Origin of the sequence: Streptomyces sp. NPDC020681, assembly GCF_044334895.1 — a bacterium.
GTDB lineage: Bacteria > Actinomycetota > Actinomycetes > Streptomycetales > Streptomycetaceae > Streptomyces.
Genome location: NZ_JBIRTX010000021.1, coordinates 71,258 through 88,013, shown reverse-complemented (window position 1 = coordinate 88,013; position 16,756 = coordinate 71,258). Strand labels below are relative to the sequence as shown.

The window sequence follows — 16,756 nt, the reverse complement described above, 5'->3', positions numbered from 1 at the left end:
GGCTCACAGCTTCTCCGGCGGCGTTGTCAGACCCCTCACCTACTGTGATCGACATCGGAACCGGACGGTCGGGGAGGCGGTCTCGCCATGGGCTGGATCGAGACGGAGAGCGGCGGATACGCCGTCACGCTGGAAGGCACGAAAGTGCTGTGCAGGAATGCGGCGGGGCGCGCCCTGAAGCAGGTGCCGGCGAAGCTGCGGGACGACGCCGAGGTGGTGAGACTGCGCCAGCTCGCCGAGTGGCTGGAGCGCCATGATCGGGAGTGCCGGGAGCAGGTGGACGTCTGGCTGGTGCGCTCGCTGCCGGTCCCGGTGGCGCTGCTGGCGCGGGTGTGGCCGGACGAGGCGTGGCGGGGGGCGCTGCGCGATCTGGTGGTGGCGCCGGTGGCGGCGGACGGGACGGCCGACATGGAGCGCGCCGGGTTCCTGCGCGACGCGGATCCGGAGAAGGGCGCGGGCATCGTCGATCTGGACGGTGACTCGGTCCGTCTCGAGTGCGAGTCGGTGCTGATACCGCATCCGGTGCTGCTGGAAGACCTGGACGAGCTGCGGGAGTTCGCGGCGGAGCTCGGCGTCGAGCAGGGCGTCGAGCAGCTGTTCCGCGAGGTGTGGCGGCGGCCCGACAAGGCGCGCGGCCAGGACTGGCAGGCGTACGCCAACGGGAAGTTCGAGCAGCTGCGGCACGCGACCGGGCGAGCGGTCGCGCTCGGCTACCGGGTGCGTGGCGGGCAGGCGGTGTGCCCGCTGGTGGAGGACGGCAGGCCGCTGGAGGCGGCGTACTGGCTGGGGGACGACTATCCCGACTTCGAGGCGCTGACCGGGTCGCTGGAGTGGCGCGACCCGGAGGGCCGGCGGCTGCCGCTGGCGGAGGTGGGGCCGGTCGCCTGGTCGGAGGGCGAGCGGATGGCCGCGCTGGTGTACGCGGGCCGTGTGGTCGCGGGTGAAGAGGAGGGGCTGCGGTGAGCGGCGTACGAAGCACGACGGGGGGCGGCACGGTGGACGGACTGCTGGAGGCCGGGGCGGTACTGCCGCTCGTCAGGGGCAGAGGCAGGCGCTCCGGCGCCGGTGACGAGCTGACAGCGCGGGCGTACGGGCATCCGGCGCTGGAGGGGCGCACGGTGGTGCGGCTGGTGCCGGAGGCGATCGGTCCCGCCGAGGACCTGGCGCTGGAGTATCTGGGATTCGAGGGAGCCGGATCGGCGCCGGTGGGCCGGGTGAAGCGGCAGTCGCTCGGCTTCCCCGCCTGGCCGCTGGTCCACGACCCGGAGAACGGCCACCATGCGCTGGCCGTGGTCAAGGAGATGGAGCGCCTCACGCGCCAGGTGACCACCAAGCCCGGGCTGGCGAAGGACGGTTTCGACGAGATCGGCGAGCGGCTGGACCGTTCCGTTCCGCACTTCCTGCCGACCTATTACGAGCAGGTGGCGCGGCTGTTCCTGGCGGCCGAGTCGCGGCAGCACGCCTCCGTGTTCTTCGGCAAGGCGCGGGCGGCCGAGCAGCGGCATGCGCTGGAGGTGGACGAGGAGCGGTTGCGGGAGGTGTTCCTGGAGTTCGCCGGCGCGGGCGCGCTGAGCGGCAAGGCGCTGCGCGAGTACGCGAAGGGGCTGGCCGCGCGGCTTTCGGCGGACGCGGCGTACGCCGAGTTCAAGGCGGTGTCCCTGCAGCGGTGCGCCGCCGGGCTCACGCCGTACGCGGGCATGGTGGAGGATCTGCGGCGGCTCGCCAAGGGCGCTGGGCTCGACGCGGCGGCCGAGGAGCGCTCACTGCTCGCGGAGATCATCCACACCGGGGCGATGAACCGCGCGGCGGCGGGTTTCTGGAAGTCGGCGCTGCCCGCGCTGGCCGATGTCGCCGCCGGGGACCGGGCGGTGCGGGAGCGGCTGCTGGCGCTGCTTCCCGCGGCGGGCGGAGACAGCCCGGAGGAGTTCGACGAGTCCTGGCTCGGAGTGCTGGAGCGCTGCGGTTCGGTCGGACTGCTGCTGGACGGGACCGTCCCGGCGGCGGAATGGGTGTCGTCGTGGGCCGGGCACCGGCAGCGCGGCTGGCGTGGCACAAAGCGCCTCGCGGCCGAACTGGCGCTGGTGGAGCGGCTCGCGGACCGGCTGATCGCGGACGGCACGCCGGTGCGGCTGCTGCGCGGCGGCGGCTGGCGCACCACCGTCGACCTCGATCTGCTCGATCTCTGCCTGGCCCTCGGCGTTCCGGTCGAGGCCCCGTCGGACGAGATGGAGAATCTTGAGCTCGCGCCCTGGCTGTCCGACGACCGCGCAGGGCGCCGGGATCTGGCGGCGCTGGCCGCCGACGCCCGGTTCGCCGGTGCGCTGCGCGGCGGAGTGGAGCGCCTGGCGGGCAATGGTGACGCCTCGGCCCAGCTGAACCGGGTCGTGGAGCACCCCGCGCTCCGCTCGGTGCTCGCGGGCTGGCTCGCCGACCGCGCCGAGGATCTCTCCCGGCCGATCGGTCTGGTGGAGCTGGACAGCCAGCTCAGCCGACTCACCAGGTTCTCCTCGAAACCGGTGCTGGCCGCCGCGCCCGAGGCAGTGGCCCGTATCACCGCCTTCTCACCCGCCGGCGCCCTCGCGCGCACGCTGCGCTCCGGCATCCTCGACGAGCTCGGCTGGCCCGCGCTGGAAGAGGCGCTGACGGAGCTCGGCAAGGTCAACCCCCAAGCCGCCGGGCAGATGTACGGCCATCTCGCCGACCAGTGGTACCGGCTGTCGGACGCCTGGCCCGCGCTGGTCGTACGGGTCGGCATGCAGGCCGCCGCGGTCGGGCCGAATGCCGTGCTGGACCGGCAGACGCTCTCGCTGCCGGTGCGGTCGGCCAACTCCTGGGACGTGCCCACCGTCCGCTATGTGGGCGGCCAGTGGCTCATCGCCAGTGGCAACGGGACGGACCGGCGGGCGCGTTGGTCGGGCCGGGCCGCCGATGTCTTCAAGCCGGACGGTCAGCTGGCCGATCACTGGACCTCGTACCAGATGCCGTCGCTGCAGCTGCCCGACGGCAGTCGCACCTTCGGCGGACGGCCGGTGCACGCGGGCGACACCTCGTTCGCGGCGGAGCAGCGGCCGGTCGCGTCGGACGGCATCTCGGTCTGGGTGCTGCACGAGAACCGGTGGTGGGATTACGACCCGGAGTCGGCCCGCAGAGGCAGGATCTCCGTGCCCGCGTTCTTCGACTCCGCACTGGCGGAGGTGCCCGGCGGCACCGCCACACTGATGGAGGGCTCCTGCCGCCTGCTGCCGGTCCAAGCAGGCCTGGAATCCTCGCCGTTCGGCAGCAAGGACGGGCTGATCGGCTGGTGGGTCAGGCGCGATCAGCAGACGGGCACGCTGGTCGCCTGCTCGGTGGACGGCAGCCGCTCACCGGCGGTCGAGATGCCCAAGGGCAGACTGATCAACCATGCGACGCTCAGGATTCCGCTGCCGCCGCTGCGGCTGCCCGGCGGTGCGGTGCTGCATCCCCGTGAGACGCGCGGCTTCCGCTCGAGGATCGAGCTGTACGACGCCGACGGTGTCTGCCTGGCCGCGTTCGAGGAGGGCAACAGCGGCGGAGCACATGCGGCGGGCACGCCGCTGGTGCCGCCGATCGGCCACTGGCACGCACTGCGGCCGCGCGACTCGCGCGGTTCGGCCGCGCTGCGGGCGGTGACCGAGGCTGATGCGGCGGCGCTGCTGGCGGCCGTCGCGGGCGGGGCCGAACCGGCCGAGGCCGTGCGGAAGCTGCTGCCGGAGATCGCGCATCCGGGGCTGCTGGCCGGTGTCGCCGGGCTGGTCGAGGAGGCGGCGCGGCATGCCAAGCGCATCGGCGTCCTCGCCGAGCGTGCGGTGAAGGGCCCGCGGGCGAAGGCCGAGGCGGCCGAGCCGACGGTGCGGCATGCGTACGACGGCACGCTGCGGGACGCGCTCGCCGGGTTCCTCGGCTCACGGCACTTCTACAGCCACTCCTGGGAGCGGGACACCACATCGACCATGGGCCAACTGGCCGCGCTGCGGCAGGCGCTGGCGTCCGGAGCCGAGGAGGGCCGCGGACAGCTGACGGGCGCGAGCGTCGGATGGCTGACGCTGCCCGGGCTCGGGCTGTCCGCCCTCGCCGTGCGAGCGGCCTCGCCGACGACGTCGCAGGAACACCGCGCGGCCCTGCTGGAGTTCCTCGACGCGGCGCTGGAGGTCCGGGCGGACGGAGACGCGGTCCTGGTCGATCCGCGCGGACGGCTGCGGCTCGTCCAGCTCAAGGCGGAGCGGCCCGCGAACCCCGCCGAACTGCTGGGAACGAGTCGGCACTCGGGTCCGCGGCGGCTGCTGATCGTCGCGTGCCAGCGGGTGGACGAACAGCACGCGTACTGGAACGGCATCGAGTACGACCCGTCCGGAGCCTTCGGCCGCTGGGACGGATTCACGCTGGAGGAGTCCGAGACGCTCGGTGCGCCGGACGATCCGGTGCGGGCGGACGCGGTGCACCGGCTGGTGGCCGCCGTGCGGGAGCACGGACCGCTGCTGTACCGGCCGGAGCAGGCGCGGGAGTTCGCCGACCGGGTCGGAGTGAGCTCGGTGACCGGTGCGCTGCTGCAGCTGGGGCTGCCCGGTGTGAGCGCGTACGGCCGGGACGGACTGCTGCCGGCGGAGTATCTCGCGCCGCTGGAGGTCAAGAGCGCGGAGGCGCAGACCGGCCGCGCGGTGCTGAGCGCCATGTCGCCGGCCGAACGGCAGCTGTTCACCGGCCTGTTGCTGCCGGTGGAGCCGAAACAGGTCGACGAGCTGTGGACGAAGGGCTTCGGTCTCGAGCCGCTCATCGAGGCCTGGCTGGCGGCGCGCGGCAAGCGGCGCGTCGCGCCCTCCTGGCTGATCAGCCGGGTGGTCGCCGAGGTCGGTACCGGCACGATGCTCGACGCCGCACTCAACCCGGAGGCGAACAGCGAGCTCGTGGGCCGCACCGAGCAGCGGCCCGGCGACGACGGGCTGACGCCGGCCGAGCCGGAGAAGCTGCTCACCGGCTCCATGCTGGTGTCGTACGTCTCCATGCTGCGCTGGCTCGCGTACCGGCTGCCGTACGGCGATCCGCTGCGCGAGGTGCTGCCGGTCACGCTGCGGACGCTGCGGGAGCGGCTCGCCGATCCGGGGCTGCATCTCGACCTCGGCGTGGACTGGGACACCGAGGGCAGTGCGACCTCGGTGCGGCTGCGGGAGGCACACGGGCTGGGGTTCCGGGAAGGCGGCGCCAAGGACGGTCTGGTCGAGCTCTCGGACGCACTGGTGCTCGCGCCGATGCGGTACCGGCCGGAGTGGGACTCGGTGTGGGTGCGGCCCGCGGCGCTGATGACGGGCCAGACCGCGGGGCCCGGTCATCCGGCCTTGAAGCTGCTTGCCGGGCTGGCCGGGGAGAAGGCGGCACTGACGGCGCTGCGCACGGTGCTGAGCGAGGAGTTCGAGGCACTGGTGACGGCGAACGACCGGGCCGCGGAGGCGATCTTCTCCCCGCAGTGTCCGGCGCACAGCGTGCCGGAGTTGGTCGCCGCGGCGGTGGAGCGGTTCGGGCTGTCGGAGGATGCGGCTGCGCTGTATCTGATGCTGCTCGCGCTGCCCGATCCGACCGACCGGAACCAGGCGGAGTGGACGGGCTGGAAGCCCGCCCGGCTGAAGAAGGCCCGCGCGGAGCTGGCCGCCACCGACCTGGTGGTGGAGGCCAAGCGGGCCAGGGCTGGACGTTCGCTGTTCCTGCCCGGCGGCTGGCGCGAGCAGAAGACGCCGATGCTGCCGGCGGAGACGTGGAAGGCGCCGCTCGTGCCGTGGCTCGGACAGGGCTTCGTGGTGCCGGACCGTCCGGTGCCGGAGCTGTTCGCGGCTGCGTGGCGGCGGATCGTGGCGGGCGACGCGCCCGGGTTCGAAGAGTTCAAGGGCCGTGGCGCCAGGGGAGGTTCGCGATGAACGGGAGCGACGCGACGGCCGGTGCGCGGCAGGTGGAGCTGCCGGAGGACAAGTACGGCGAGGAGCTGGCGTTTCTCGCGGCGTACGACGACGGGCCGCGGCCGCCGGGCTGGCGCATGACGCCGCGCGCCGCCGTGCTGTTCGTCTGCGGCTCGGACGACCGGCCGCTGCGCACGGCGGACGGACAACAGCTGGTCGTGTCACGGAAGTTCGTGGGCGACCGCGCGCTGGTCGAGCGGTGCGTGGTGACGCTGGCGGGCGAGCGCGGGCTGCTGCTCGTCGGCGAGCCCGGCACGGCCAAGTCGATGCTGTCCGAGCTGCTGGCCGCGGCCGTCTGCGGCGCCAGCACGCTCACCGTGCAGGGCACCGCGGGCACCACCGAGGACCAGCTGCGCTACGGCTGGAACTACGCGATGCTCCTCGCCAAGGGCCCGAGCCGGGAAGCCCTGGTGCCCTCCCCGGTCCTCACCGCGATGACCCGGGGAGCGGTCGCCCGGGTCGAGGAGGTCACCCGCTGTCTGCCCGAGGTGCAGGACGCGCTGGTGTCGCTGCTCTCCGAGCGCCGGATGTCCGTGCCCGAACTGGCGGGCGGGGACGGCGCGGACGGCACCGTGCACGCCGTGCCGGGCTTCACTCTGATCGCCACGGCCAACCTCCGCGACAAGGGCGTATCCGAGATGTCCGCCGCGCTGAAGCGGCGGTTCAACTTCGAGGAGGTCGGGCCGATCGGCGACCTCGACGCCGAGACGGCGCTGGTGCGCGGCCAGGCCACGGCCGCGCTGGCGCGCTCGGGCGCGGCGTTCGGGGTGGACGACGCGGTGCTGGAGGCGCTGGTGACGGCGTTCCGGGATCTGCGGTCCGGACGCAGCGCGGAGGGCTGGGAGATCGAGCGGCCCTCGACGGTGATGTCGACGGCGGAGGCGGTGCACGTGGCCACGTCGATGGGACTGGGAGCGGCGTATCTGAGCGACGGCCGCGATGTCGTGCGGAGCTTGCCGGGTCATCTGCTGGGCACCGTGCGCAAGGACGATCCTGCCGATCACGCACGGCTGCTCGGCTACTGGGACGGTCCGGTGCGGCGTCGGGCGGAGAGCGGCGCGCCGCTCTGGCGGACGCTGTGGGAGCTGCGCGATGAGCTCGCCTGAGGAGAATCCGGAGGGCGCGCTGGCCAGTTTGGCGGGCTGCCGCGATCCGTATCTGATCGGAGTGCGGCACCACTCCCCCGCACTGGCGGCGGCCGTTCCGGCGCTGCTCGCCCAGGCGGCGCCGGAGGTGCTGTTCGTCGAGCTGCCGGAGGAGTTCGCGCCGTGGCTCGGGCATCTGGCCGATCCGGCGACGGTGCCGCCGGTCGCGCTGGCGGGCAGCGGCGCGGGGCTGGTGTTTCTGCCGTTCGCGGAGTTCTCGCCGGAGCTGGCGGCGATCCGCTGGGCGCGGGAGGCGGGCGTGGAGGTGGTGCCGTTCGATCTGCCGCTGGGGGCGCGTGCAGAGGGCCAGGCGCGTTCGGAGGACCGGTCCGAGGGATCGCGTTCCGGCGAGGGTGGGCTTGCGGCCGCACTGCGGGCCCGAGTCGGCGGGCGGCCCGGAGACGATCTGTGGGACCGGCTCGTCGAGGCGACCGCTCCCGGCGGCACGGCCGAGGCGCTGCGCCGCGCCGCGCTGCTGGTCGGCTGGGCGCTGCGGACGGACGCCGGCTCTGTCGACCCGCACGACCTGCGGCGCGAGGCGAATATGCGGCGCAGGCTGGCGGAGCACGAGGGGCGGCGGGCGGCGGCGGTGATCGGCGCGTTCCATGCGCCCGCGCTGACGTCCTGGTCCGACTTCCGTGAGATGGAGCCGCCTCTCCCGGAGTCCGCCGACGTCGTCACGTCGCTGGTGCCGTACTCGTACGCACTGCTCGACGAGCGCTCCGGCTATCCCGCGGGCATCCGGGATCCCGAGTGGCAGCGCGGCGTCTTCCACGCGGCGGGCGACCCCGCCCTGCTGGACGAACTGCTGACGTCGACGGCCGTACGGATCTGCGCGGCCGTACGGGACTCCGGTCACCCGAGCGGGCCCGCCGACGCCCGTGAAGTGGTCCGGCTCGCCCGGGACTTGGCCTCGCTGCGGGGGCTGCCGGCCGCCGGGCGCGGAGAGCTGACGGAGGCCGTGCAGACCGTCCTCACGCAGGGCAGGCTGCTGGGGCGTGGCCGGGTGGTGGCCGCCGCGATGGAGCGCGTGCTGGTCGGCGGGCGGCAGGGGCGGCTGGCGCCGGGCACGCCGCGCTCCGGGCTCGGGCCCGCGGTGGAGGGGCTGCTGGCCGAGCTGAGGCTGCCGGGACCGGACGCCTCCGAGCGCCGGGAGCTGCGTCTGGACATGCTCCGCAGCGACCTCGACCGGCGCCGGGAGATCTGCCTGCGGCGGCTCTCGGTCTGCCGAGTGCCGTACGGAGAGGAGTCGGAGGTCGCGGGCGTCGGCGAGGCGGCCGCGCTGACCACGCGCTGGTCGGTGGCCTGGTCGCCGTCGACGGCCGCAATGCTCGACGTGGCCGGTCTGCACGGAGTGACGCTGGAGCAGGCGGCGGCAGGTGTGCTGCGGCAGCGGCGGGCCGACGAACTGCGGCGCGGCGGACCGACCGCGGCCGAGGTCCTTGACGGCCTTGCGGAAGCCGCTCGGTGCGGGCTGCCGGAGCTTGCCGCGGAACGGCTCACGGAGACCGCCGAGCTGCTGCCGGCGACCGGGACACTGCCGGAACTGCTCGCCGGGACGGCCCTGTTGGACCGGATCCGGTCCGGCCATCTGCCCGGTCTCGACGAGAAGTGGGAGCGGGCCGCGATCGACGCGGCGTACGAGGAGCTGGCCGCGGCGGGCGTACGGGCGCTGGACGGTCTCGCGGGCTCCACGTCAGCGGACGATGCCCGCGCATTGGTCGCGCTGGCGGACCGGGCCGCCGGGATCGGCGGAGGTCTGCGCCTCGCCGACGCGCTGGCCCGCCTGGACGCGGACGCGACACCGCTCATGCGGGGCGCGGCGGGCGCGGCGCGGGTGCTGCTGGGGCAGCGGGACGCGGGCGAGTTCGGCACGCGGCTGGCGTCGCTCGCGGATGCCGCGACATCGCCCGAACTGCGGGCGCATCTCGCCGACTTCCTGCGCGGCACGCTCGTCGCCGCGGGCCCGCTGCTGGAGACGGGCCGCGCGCTGGACCCCCTGCTGGAACGGGTGGAGTCCCTGCCGGACCGCGCCTTCCTCGACCGGCTCCCGGCACTGAGAGCGGGCTTCGACACGCTGCCACCGGGGGCGAGGTCCCGCCTCCTGTCGGTGGTCGAGGACCGGACCGGCACGTCGGCGGGCACGCTCACCGGCCCGGTGTCGGACCCGAGAGCACTGGCGCTGCTGGCAGCGGCGGACTTGGCGGGCCGGGAGGCCTTGGCGGCGAAGGGCCTGCGGCCGGCGGAGAGTGCGGGGGACACGTGCGATGCCGCGACCGGCGATCACAGCCCGGGCGCGGGCACGGGCGCGGGCACGGCCTCGCGCGCTGACGCGGAGCCGGGCTCCCGCCCGGGAGCGGACTCCGGACAAGGCCCGGGAGCGGGCGCGTGGCCGGACCACGGCACCGAAACGGGCACCGACCACGGCACCGGCACCGGCGCCGACAGCAGCGCAGTCTCCCGCCCCGGTGCGGGCGGCGGCGGCCGTTCGGCCGGGCTCGCGGCCGGAGAGCGGTGGCGGCTGCTGCTCGGGCGGGGGCGGGAGTTGACCGGGCGGGCCGCTCGCTACGCGACCGCGCTCGACGAGTTGTACGGGCGGGGCCGCGGTGAAGGCTCGCGCGGGGCGGACGGGGACGGCGGCGGGTCCGGGGGCGGGAGTGAGGCCTCGTATCCGGATGTGCGCGCCTGGTCCGACGAGCTCGCCGCGCTCTTCGGGCCGGGGGTCCGCGAAGAGGTGCTCGCCACGGCCGCCGACTCCGGGCGGCTCGACGCCGCGCTCGAACTGGACCCCGGGTCGGCACGGCCTTCCGTCGAGCTGCTGCGGACCGTGCTCTCGTACGCCGGCGGCCTCCCGGAACAGCAGCTATCCCGCCTGCGGCCGCTGGTGGCGCGGCTGGTACGGGAGTTGACCGAGGCGCTCGCCAACCGGCTGCGGCCCGCGCTCACCGGTCTCGCCCACCCGAGGCCCACGCGGCGGCCCGGCGGGCCGCTCGATCTGCCGCGCACGCTGCGCGCGAACCTGGCGACCGCCCGCCGTGACCCGGACACGGGCGCGGTGACCGTCCTGCCGGAGCGGCCGGTGTTCCGTACCCGTGCCCGCAGGTCGACGGACTGGCGGCTGGTCCTCGTCGTGGACGTCTCCGGTTCGATGGAGGCCTCGACGATCTGGTCCGCGCTCACCGCGTCCGTGCTCGCCGGAGTCCCCGCCCTGAGCACGCACTTCGTCGCGTTCTCCACCGAGGTCCTCGATCTCACAGACCATGTCGACGATCCGCTGGGCCTGCTGCTCGAGGTCCGCGTCGGAGGCGGCACCAGCATCGCCCGCGGCCTCCGTCACGCACGCGAGCTGGTGACGGTGCCGTCCCGCACACTCGTCGTCCTGGTCAGCGACTTCGAGGAAGGCGGGCCCATCGGCCCGCTCCTGTCGGAGGTGCGGACGCTCGTGGACGCGGGCTGCCATGTCCTCGGCTGCGCCTCGCTCGACGACGAGGGCCGGCCGCGCTACTCGACGGGCGTGGCGGGCCGGCTGGTGGCGGCGGGCATGCCGGTCGCCGCACTCAGTCCTCTGGAGCTGGCCCGCTGGGTCGGCGAGCGGGTAGGAGGTACCCACCGGTGACGACCCCGACGCTCCCTCCGGTGGCCGCCGATGTGGCGGCCGCGGCGCTCGATCTGCTTCCCGCGCGGCTGCGCAAACGGGTCGACGGCGCGACGGCCAAGGTGTCCGGCTGGCCGGTGGAGGCCACGCCCGACGGAGTACGTGTGCGGGTGGACGAGGACACCTCGGTGACGCTCAGGGTCACCGACGGGATCGTCGCGCACGCGGACGACGCGGTGTGCGGCTGTCTCCTGGCCCCGGCCTGTCTGCACCGCGCGGCGGTGCTGTCGTCGGCGCCGCTCGCCGAGGACAACGCGACCGCGACAGGGCCGGAGGTGGAGCCCGCGCCCGCCTCCGATGTGGTGCCGGAGGCCTCGGTCGAACCGGAAGCCTCGGTCGAGCCATCGGCCTCGGCGGAGCAAGCCACCGCCCTCCGAACTCTCCGTACCGCCGCAACCGCCGTCCTCGTCGACGGAGTTACCGGTTCCGGCGCGGGCCGGCGGGCTGAGCTCCTGCATGCCGCGCACTCAGCGCGCCTCGCCGGGCTCCATCTGCCGTCCGCCGGGGCGGTCCGGATCGCGCGGATGCTGGGCGAGGCGCGCTCCGACGACCCGGCGTTCCGGCTGTCCGGGCTCTCCGCCGAGCTCGCCGGGCTGCTCGATCTCGTCCGCAGACCGGCCGACGCGGTCACACCCGCCCGCCGCGCCTATCAACCGGCCAAGCCGCTGCGGCTGTACGGGCTGTTCACCGAGCCCGTCGTCACCGCGTCCGGCTATGCGGGCGCGACGGCGTACACACTCTCGCCCGACGGCACGATCCACACCGTCTCGGACATCATGCCGGGCGGTCCGGAACGGGCCGTCCAGGCCTCGGGCGCTCCCGTGCCCGGCGGATGCGCGCTCCCGCTGCGCGAGCTGGGCGACGGAGGCGGTGTGATCCTGACCGGCCCGACGGTGTCGCCGGACGGCCGGATCGGCGGCGGGTCCCGGCTCCGTTCCGTACGGGCGTCGGGCGCGCGGTGGCACGAGCCGCCGCTCGACGCGCTCTGGCAGCGAGCGCCCGCCGATCAGCTCGCGGCCGCGCTCGACTGGCTGGCGCAGCCCGCCGATGCCCGGCCGGGCGGCGGCGACCTGCTCTTCCTCACCGGCACCGTCACCGGCCACGGCTTCCGTGTCACCGGCGGACCGGCCCTGCACCTGCCGGCTCCGGACGAGCGGCCGGAGCTGGCGTACGCGGAGAATCTGCGGCTGCTCGCCTCCCGGCCCGGACTTGAGGTGCGGCTGATCGCAAGGGTCGTGGCGGACCGTCCTGGCGGCGTTCAGGCGCTGGCCGCGGGCTGGACGGTGCGCGAGGGCGAGTGGATCCACGCGGACCTTGGGCTGCGCCAGCTGAACCGTTCGCACCTGCCCGCGGTGTCGGCCGCCGCCCGGCCGACCGACCCGGCCCCCGGCCCGCCCGCACTCCCGGTGGAGCTGGACCTCCTGCGTCGCGCGGTGGACCGCGCGGTGGCGGGCGGCCGCGCCGTCACCGCCGTGGCGGCCGACGGCGAACTCCCGCGCCGTCTGCGGTCGGTGGGCCTGACCACGGGCGCGGAGTGCGCCCGGGCGCTGGCCGAGACCGCGGCGGACCGCCGTCACGACGCGCTCGGCAGGCTGCTGCCCGCGGACCCTGACGCCTTCGCCACGGCCTGGCTCGCGGCGTCGGTCTATGCCTCGTCCGCGGCCCGTTCGCTGCTCCCCGCGGCCTGGCTCACGTCCTCATCTCAGTCGACGTCTCAGTCGACATCTCAGTCGACGGACCGAACCGAACCCGTCCCATCCGCGTCTGACCTGCCGTGAAGGGATCAGGACTCGTGCCCCGCCCGAGAAAGCCCCGCGTGCCGAAGCTACGGCTGCCGGCACTCCGGCTGCCCAAGCTCCGGCTGCCGGCGCTCCGGCTGCCCATGCCGCGATTGCCCAAGCCGCGGCTGCCCCGCACCCGGCGCGCACAGCGCCGGACCGTGCAGGCCGTCATGCTCGGCTGCGTGCTGGCGCTCGCGCCCGCGACCTGGATGCACGCCGTCGCCGACAGCCGGGTCCGCACCGTGGCCGAGGTGCCCGCGCAGGACGTCGCCGTCGTCTTCGGAGCAGGTCTGTGGCGGGGCAGGCCCACGCCGTATCTCGCGCACCGGCTGGATGCCGCCGCCGAGCTGTACCGGACGGGCAAGGTCAAGGTCGTGCTGGTCACCGGGGACAACAGCCGTGTGGAGTACGACGAGCCGGACGCCATGCGCACCTATCTCACCGCGCGCGGCGTGCCCGACGGCCGGATCGTGAGCGACTACGCCGGGTTCGACACCTGGGACTCCTGCGTACGCGCCAAGAAGATCTTCGGCGTCGACCGCGCGGTCCTGGTGACGCAGGGCTTCCACATACGCCGGGCGGTCGCGCTCTGCCGGTCGGCCGGGGTCGAGTCGTACGGCGTCGGCGTCACCGAACCGCACGACGCGACCTGGTACTACGGAGGCGCACGCGAGATGTTCGCGGCGGGCAAGGCGGCGCTGGACGCCACGCTGCGGCCGGACCCGCGGTTCCTGGGGGCCGAGGAGAAGGGCGTACGGGAGGCGCTGGCCGCGGCCGGGCGCTGAGGCGGGCCGTGACACGTTTGCGACGGATTTGTCGTGACACTCGCGTCCGCATCCGCGGAGGACGACAGTGAGCCCTATGGAAAACGACGTAGCCACCCTGCTCACCCGGCACACCGAGGCACTCAAGCTCTTCAGCGAGCGGGTGCACGCCGTACGGGCCGATCAGTGGGACGACCCGACGCCCTGTACCGAGTGGTCCGTACGCGATCTCGTCAACCATCTCACCGCGGAGCAGCTGTGGGTGCCCGATCTCGTGAGCGACGGCGCGAGCATCGAGGACATCGGCGACGCGTACGACGGCGATGTCCTCGGCAGACATCCGCGGGCCACCTGGGACGCCGCCGCGCGCGACGCACGCAAGGCCTTCGGCGAGCCGGGCGCGCTGGCGCGCACGGTGGAGCTGTCGTACGGCGAGACCCCGGTGGTCGCCTACTGCGCGCAGATGATCACGGACGCGGTGGTTCACAGCTGGGACCTGGCGCGGGCGATCGGCGCGCCGGAGCGGCTGCCGGACGCGCTGGTGATCTTCGCGTTGGACGAGGTCACTCCGTATGCATCGGCACTGGCGAAGACCGGTCTGTTCGCCCCGCCGATCGAGCCGCCGCCGGGTGACAGCCACCAGACACGGCTCCTGGCGCTGCTGGGCCGTCGCGCCTGACACGCCCGTACGGACCTCACGGGGCCGGGGTGCCGTCGCGGAGGACCGCGTACCCGGCCCGTAATCGGGCGCGCGGGGCGGTGTAACACGGGCGTCGCACCCTGGCGGCATGTCCGACGCCACGCCCCTGACCGCGACCACCGCCACGCACTGTCCGTACTGCGCGCTCCAGTGCGGCATGAATCTGCGCGAGCCGCAGTCCGAAGGCGGCCTGGTGCAGGTGGTCGAGCGGCCGGACTTTCCCGTGAACCGGGGCGCGCTGTGCGGCAAGGGCCGTACCGCGCCCGCGTTGCTCTCCTCCCGGGTGCGCCTGACCGAGCCCCTGGTTCGTCGCCACGCCACAGGCAGGCTCGAGCCGGCCACCTGGGAGGAGGCCTTGCAGACGATCGCGGCGGGACTGCGGCGCACGAGGACGGTGCACGGCCCCGATGCCGTCGGCGTCTTCGGCGGCGGCGGACTCACCAATGAGAAGGCGTACACGCTCGGGAAGTTCGCCCGGGTCGTGCTCGGCACCTCGCAGATCGACTACAACGGACGTTTCTGCATGTCGTCGGCCGCGGCCGCGCACCAGCGGGCATTCGGCCTCGACCGCGGGCTGCCGTTCCCGCTGGAGGACATTCCGCGCACCGGCTGTGTGATCCTCGTCGGCTCCAACCTCGCCGAGACGATGCCGCCGGCGCTGCGTTACCTGACCGAGCTGCGGGAGAACGGCGGCACCTTGATCGTCGTCGACCCACGCCGGACCCGGACCGCCGAGCAGGCCGATCTGCATCTCGCGCCGCGCCCGGGTACGGATCTGGCGCTCGCGCTCGGGCTGCTGCATCTGGTGGTGGCCGAGGGGCGCGCGGACGAGGAGTTCATCCAGGACCGCACGAGCGGCTGGCAGGAGGCCAGGTCGGCGGCGATGGCCCACTGGCCGGAGCTCGTGGAGCGGATCACCGGCATCGGCGTGCCCCAACTGCGCGAAGCGGTACGGATGTTCTGCGAGCCCGAGTCGGCGATGGTACTCACGGCGCGCGGACCCGAGCAGCACTCCAAGGGCACCGACACGGTGAGCGCGTGGATCAACCTCTGTCTGGCGACGGGCCGCGCGGGCCGGCCGCTGTCCGGCTACGGCTGTCTGACCGGCCAGGGCAACGGGCAGGGCGGCCGCGAACACGGCCAGAAGGCGGACCAGCTGCCGGGCTACCGCAAGCTGGACGACCCGGCGGCGCGGGCGCATGTGGCCGAGGTGTGGGGCGTGGATCCGGACTCGCTGCCGGGGCCGGGGCGCAGCGCGTACGAACTCCTCGACGCGCTGGGCGGCGACGTGAAGTCCCTGCTGCTGATGGGCTCGAACCCGGTGGTGTCCGCACCCCGCGCCGGGCATGTGGAGGAGCGGCTGCGCTCGCTGGACTTCCTCGCGGTCGCGGACGTGGTGCTTTCGGAGACGGCGGCGCTGGCGGACGTGGTGCTGCCGGTCACGCAGTGGGCCGAGGAGACGGGCACGACGACCAACCTGGAGGGCCGGGTCCTGCTGCGCCGCCGCGCGGTGTCCCCGCCGCCGGGTGTCCGCAGCGACCTGGAGGTCCTGGGCGCGCTGGCGGGACTGCTCGGCCACGAGAAGGGCTTCCCGGCGGACCCGGAGGAGGTCTTCGACGAACTCCGCCGAGCGTCGGCGGGCGGCCCGGCGGACTACTCGGGCATCACGTACCGGAGGATCGCGGAGGAGGACGGGGTGTTCTGGCCGTGCCCGGAGGCGGGCGCGGTCGTCGACGCCCAGGACCCGGCCGGTCCTGCGGGTCCTGCCGGCGCGGCCGGCACCTCGGGGGCGTGGCCCCGCGCGGGCACGATCGACCAGCCGCCCGCGGGCGCGCCGCATCCCGGCACACCCCGGCTCTTTCTCGAGCGCTTCGCGACGCCGGACGGGCGCGCCCGCTTCGTCCCCGTCGTCCATCGCGTCGCCGCCGAGGAGGCCGACCGGGAGTATCCCGTGCTGCTGACCACCGGACGGGTCGTCGCGCAGTACCAGTCGGGTGCCCAGACCCGGCGCGTCGACGAGCTCAATGCCGCCGCGCCAGGGCCCTTCGTCGAGTTGCATCCGCTGCTCGCCGAGCGGCTCGGCGTCGGCCAGGGCGATCAGGTCGCCGTTGTGTCGCGGCGTGGGCGGGCCCAGGGGCCCGCGCGGATCACCGATGGGATCCGGCCGGACACCGTGTTCATGCCGTTCCACTGGCCCGGCGAAGGCAGAGTCAACTCGGTGACGAACCCGGCGCTCGACCCGACGTCCCGCATGCCGGAGTTCAAGGTGTGCGCGGTCCGGCTGGAGCCCGTCACGCCGACCCCGTAGGGCGGCGGCCGCACCAGTCGCCGCCGCGGATCGGCGTGCCCTGCGCTCGGAGCCTGCGGGCCACGTCGGGTGCGGCGACGTACACCCAGGCCCGTACGGCCGTGCCGTCAGGCAGCAGGACGTCGCGCGCCACGCGCTCGTACAGATTGCGCGGATGGCCCGGAGCCACGTACTCCTCCAGCCGGTCGAGCACGGCGAGCAGCTCCCCGTACTCCCCCGGCGCCGCGGTCACCAGCTCACCTGCCACGGAACCGGCGTCTCCCGGCGACTCGACGGCGTACGGATAGCCCGGCCCCTCGTACAGCACCGCTCCGGCCAGCCGCGCCGGCTGCTCGACCGCCGTGCGGCCGTGCAGGAACAGGTCGTGGTTGCACTCACCCGGCCGCAGCGTGCCGTAGACGAAGAAGGGAAGCTTCTGAGCGGTCATGGCTCCATGGTCC

Annotated in this window: 9 protein-coding genes; 8 read left to right on the top strand and 1 reads right to left on the bottom strand. The window is 74.3% G+C overall.

Annotated features, from left to right (window positions below):
• Positions 1 to 87: 87 nt before the first annotated feature.
• The 8 genes from ACH4YL_RS33960 to ACH4YL_RS33925 all read left to right on the top strand — a co-directional run bounded on the left by ACH4YL_RS33960 (position 88) and on the right by ACH4YL_RS33925 (position 16,316).
• Complete coding sequence (locus ACH4YL_RS33960; protein ID WP_398511359.1) at positions 88 to 963, top strand: DUF4132 domain-containing protein; 876 nt, start codon at positions 88 to 90, stop codon at positions 961 to 963.
• Positions 960 to 5,924, top strand: a complete 4,965-nt coding sequence (locus ACH4YL_RS33955) for a hypothetical protein (RefSeq protein WP_398511358.1) — start codon at positions 960 to 962, stop codon at positions 5,922 to 5,924. The genes ACH4YL_RS33960 and ACH4YL_RS33955 overlap by 4 nt, the downstream gene beginning before the upstream one ends.
• Complete coding sequence (locus ACH4YL_RS33950; protein WP_398511357.1) at positions 5,921 to 7,069, top strand: AAA family ATPase; 1,149 nt, start codon at positions 5,921 to 5,923, stop codon at positions 7,067 to 7,069. Before ACH4YL_RS33955 ends, ACH4YL_RS33950 begins: the two co-directional genes overlap by 4 nt.
• Positions 7,056 to 10,724, top strand: a complete 3,669-nt coding sequence (locus ACH4YL_RS33945; protein WP_398511356.1) for a DUF5682 family protein — start codon at positions 7,056 to 7,058, stop codon at positions 10,722 to 10,724. Before ACH4YL_RS33950 ends, ACH4YL_RS33945 begins: the two co-directional genes overlap by 14 nt.
• The gene (locus tag ACH4YL_RS33940; protein ID WP_398511355.1) at positions 10,721 to 12,541 is read left to right on the top strand and encodes a hypothetical protein; all 1,821 of its coding nucleotides are present in this window, start codon (positions 10,721 to 10,723) and stop codon (positions 12,539 to 12,541) included. The genes ACH4YL_RS33945 and ACH4YL_RS33940 overlap by 4 nt, the downstream gene beginning before the upstream one ends.
• 104 nt (positions 12,542 to 12,645) lie before the next feature.
• Positions 12,646 to 13,329, top strand: coding sequence for a vancomycin high temperature exclusion protein (locus ACH4YL_RS33935; protein WP_398511403.1), 684 nt, complete (start codon positions 12,646 to 12,648; stop codon positions 13,327 to 13,329).
• 76 nt (positions 13,330 to 13,405) lie between these two features.
• Entirely contained in the window at positions 13,406 to 13,987 is a 582-nt protein-coding gene (locus ACH4YL_RS33930) for a TIGR03086 family metal-binding protein (protein ID WP_398511354.1), read from the top strand.
• A gap of 109 nt (positions 13,988 to 14,096) precedes the next feature.
• Positions 14,097 to 16,316 carry a molybdopterin oxidoreductase family protein gene (locus ACH4YL_RS33925; protein ID WP_398511353.1) on the top strand — a complete coding sequence of 740 codons (2,220 nt, stop codon included), beginning with the start codon at positions 14,097 to 14,099 and terminating at the stop codon, positions 16,314 to 16,316.
• Here ACH4YL_RS33925 and ACH4YL_RS33920 read toward each other — a convergent pair.
• Entirely contained in the window at positions 16,300 to 16,743 is a 444-nt protein-coding gene (locus ACH4YL_RS33920) for a gamma-glutamylcyclotransferase family protein (RefSeq protein ID WP_398511352.1), read from the bottom strand. The genes ACH4YL_RS33925 and ACH4YL_RS33920 overlap by 17 nt on opposite strands.
• Between the last annotated feature and the right edge of the window lie 13 nt (positions 16,744 to 16,756).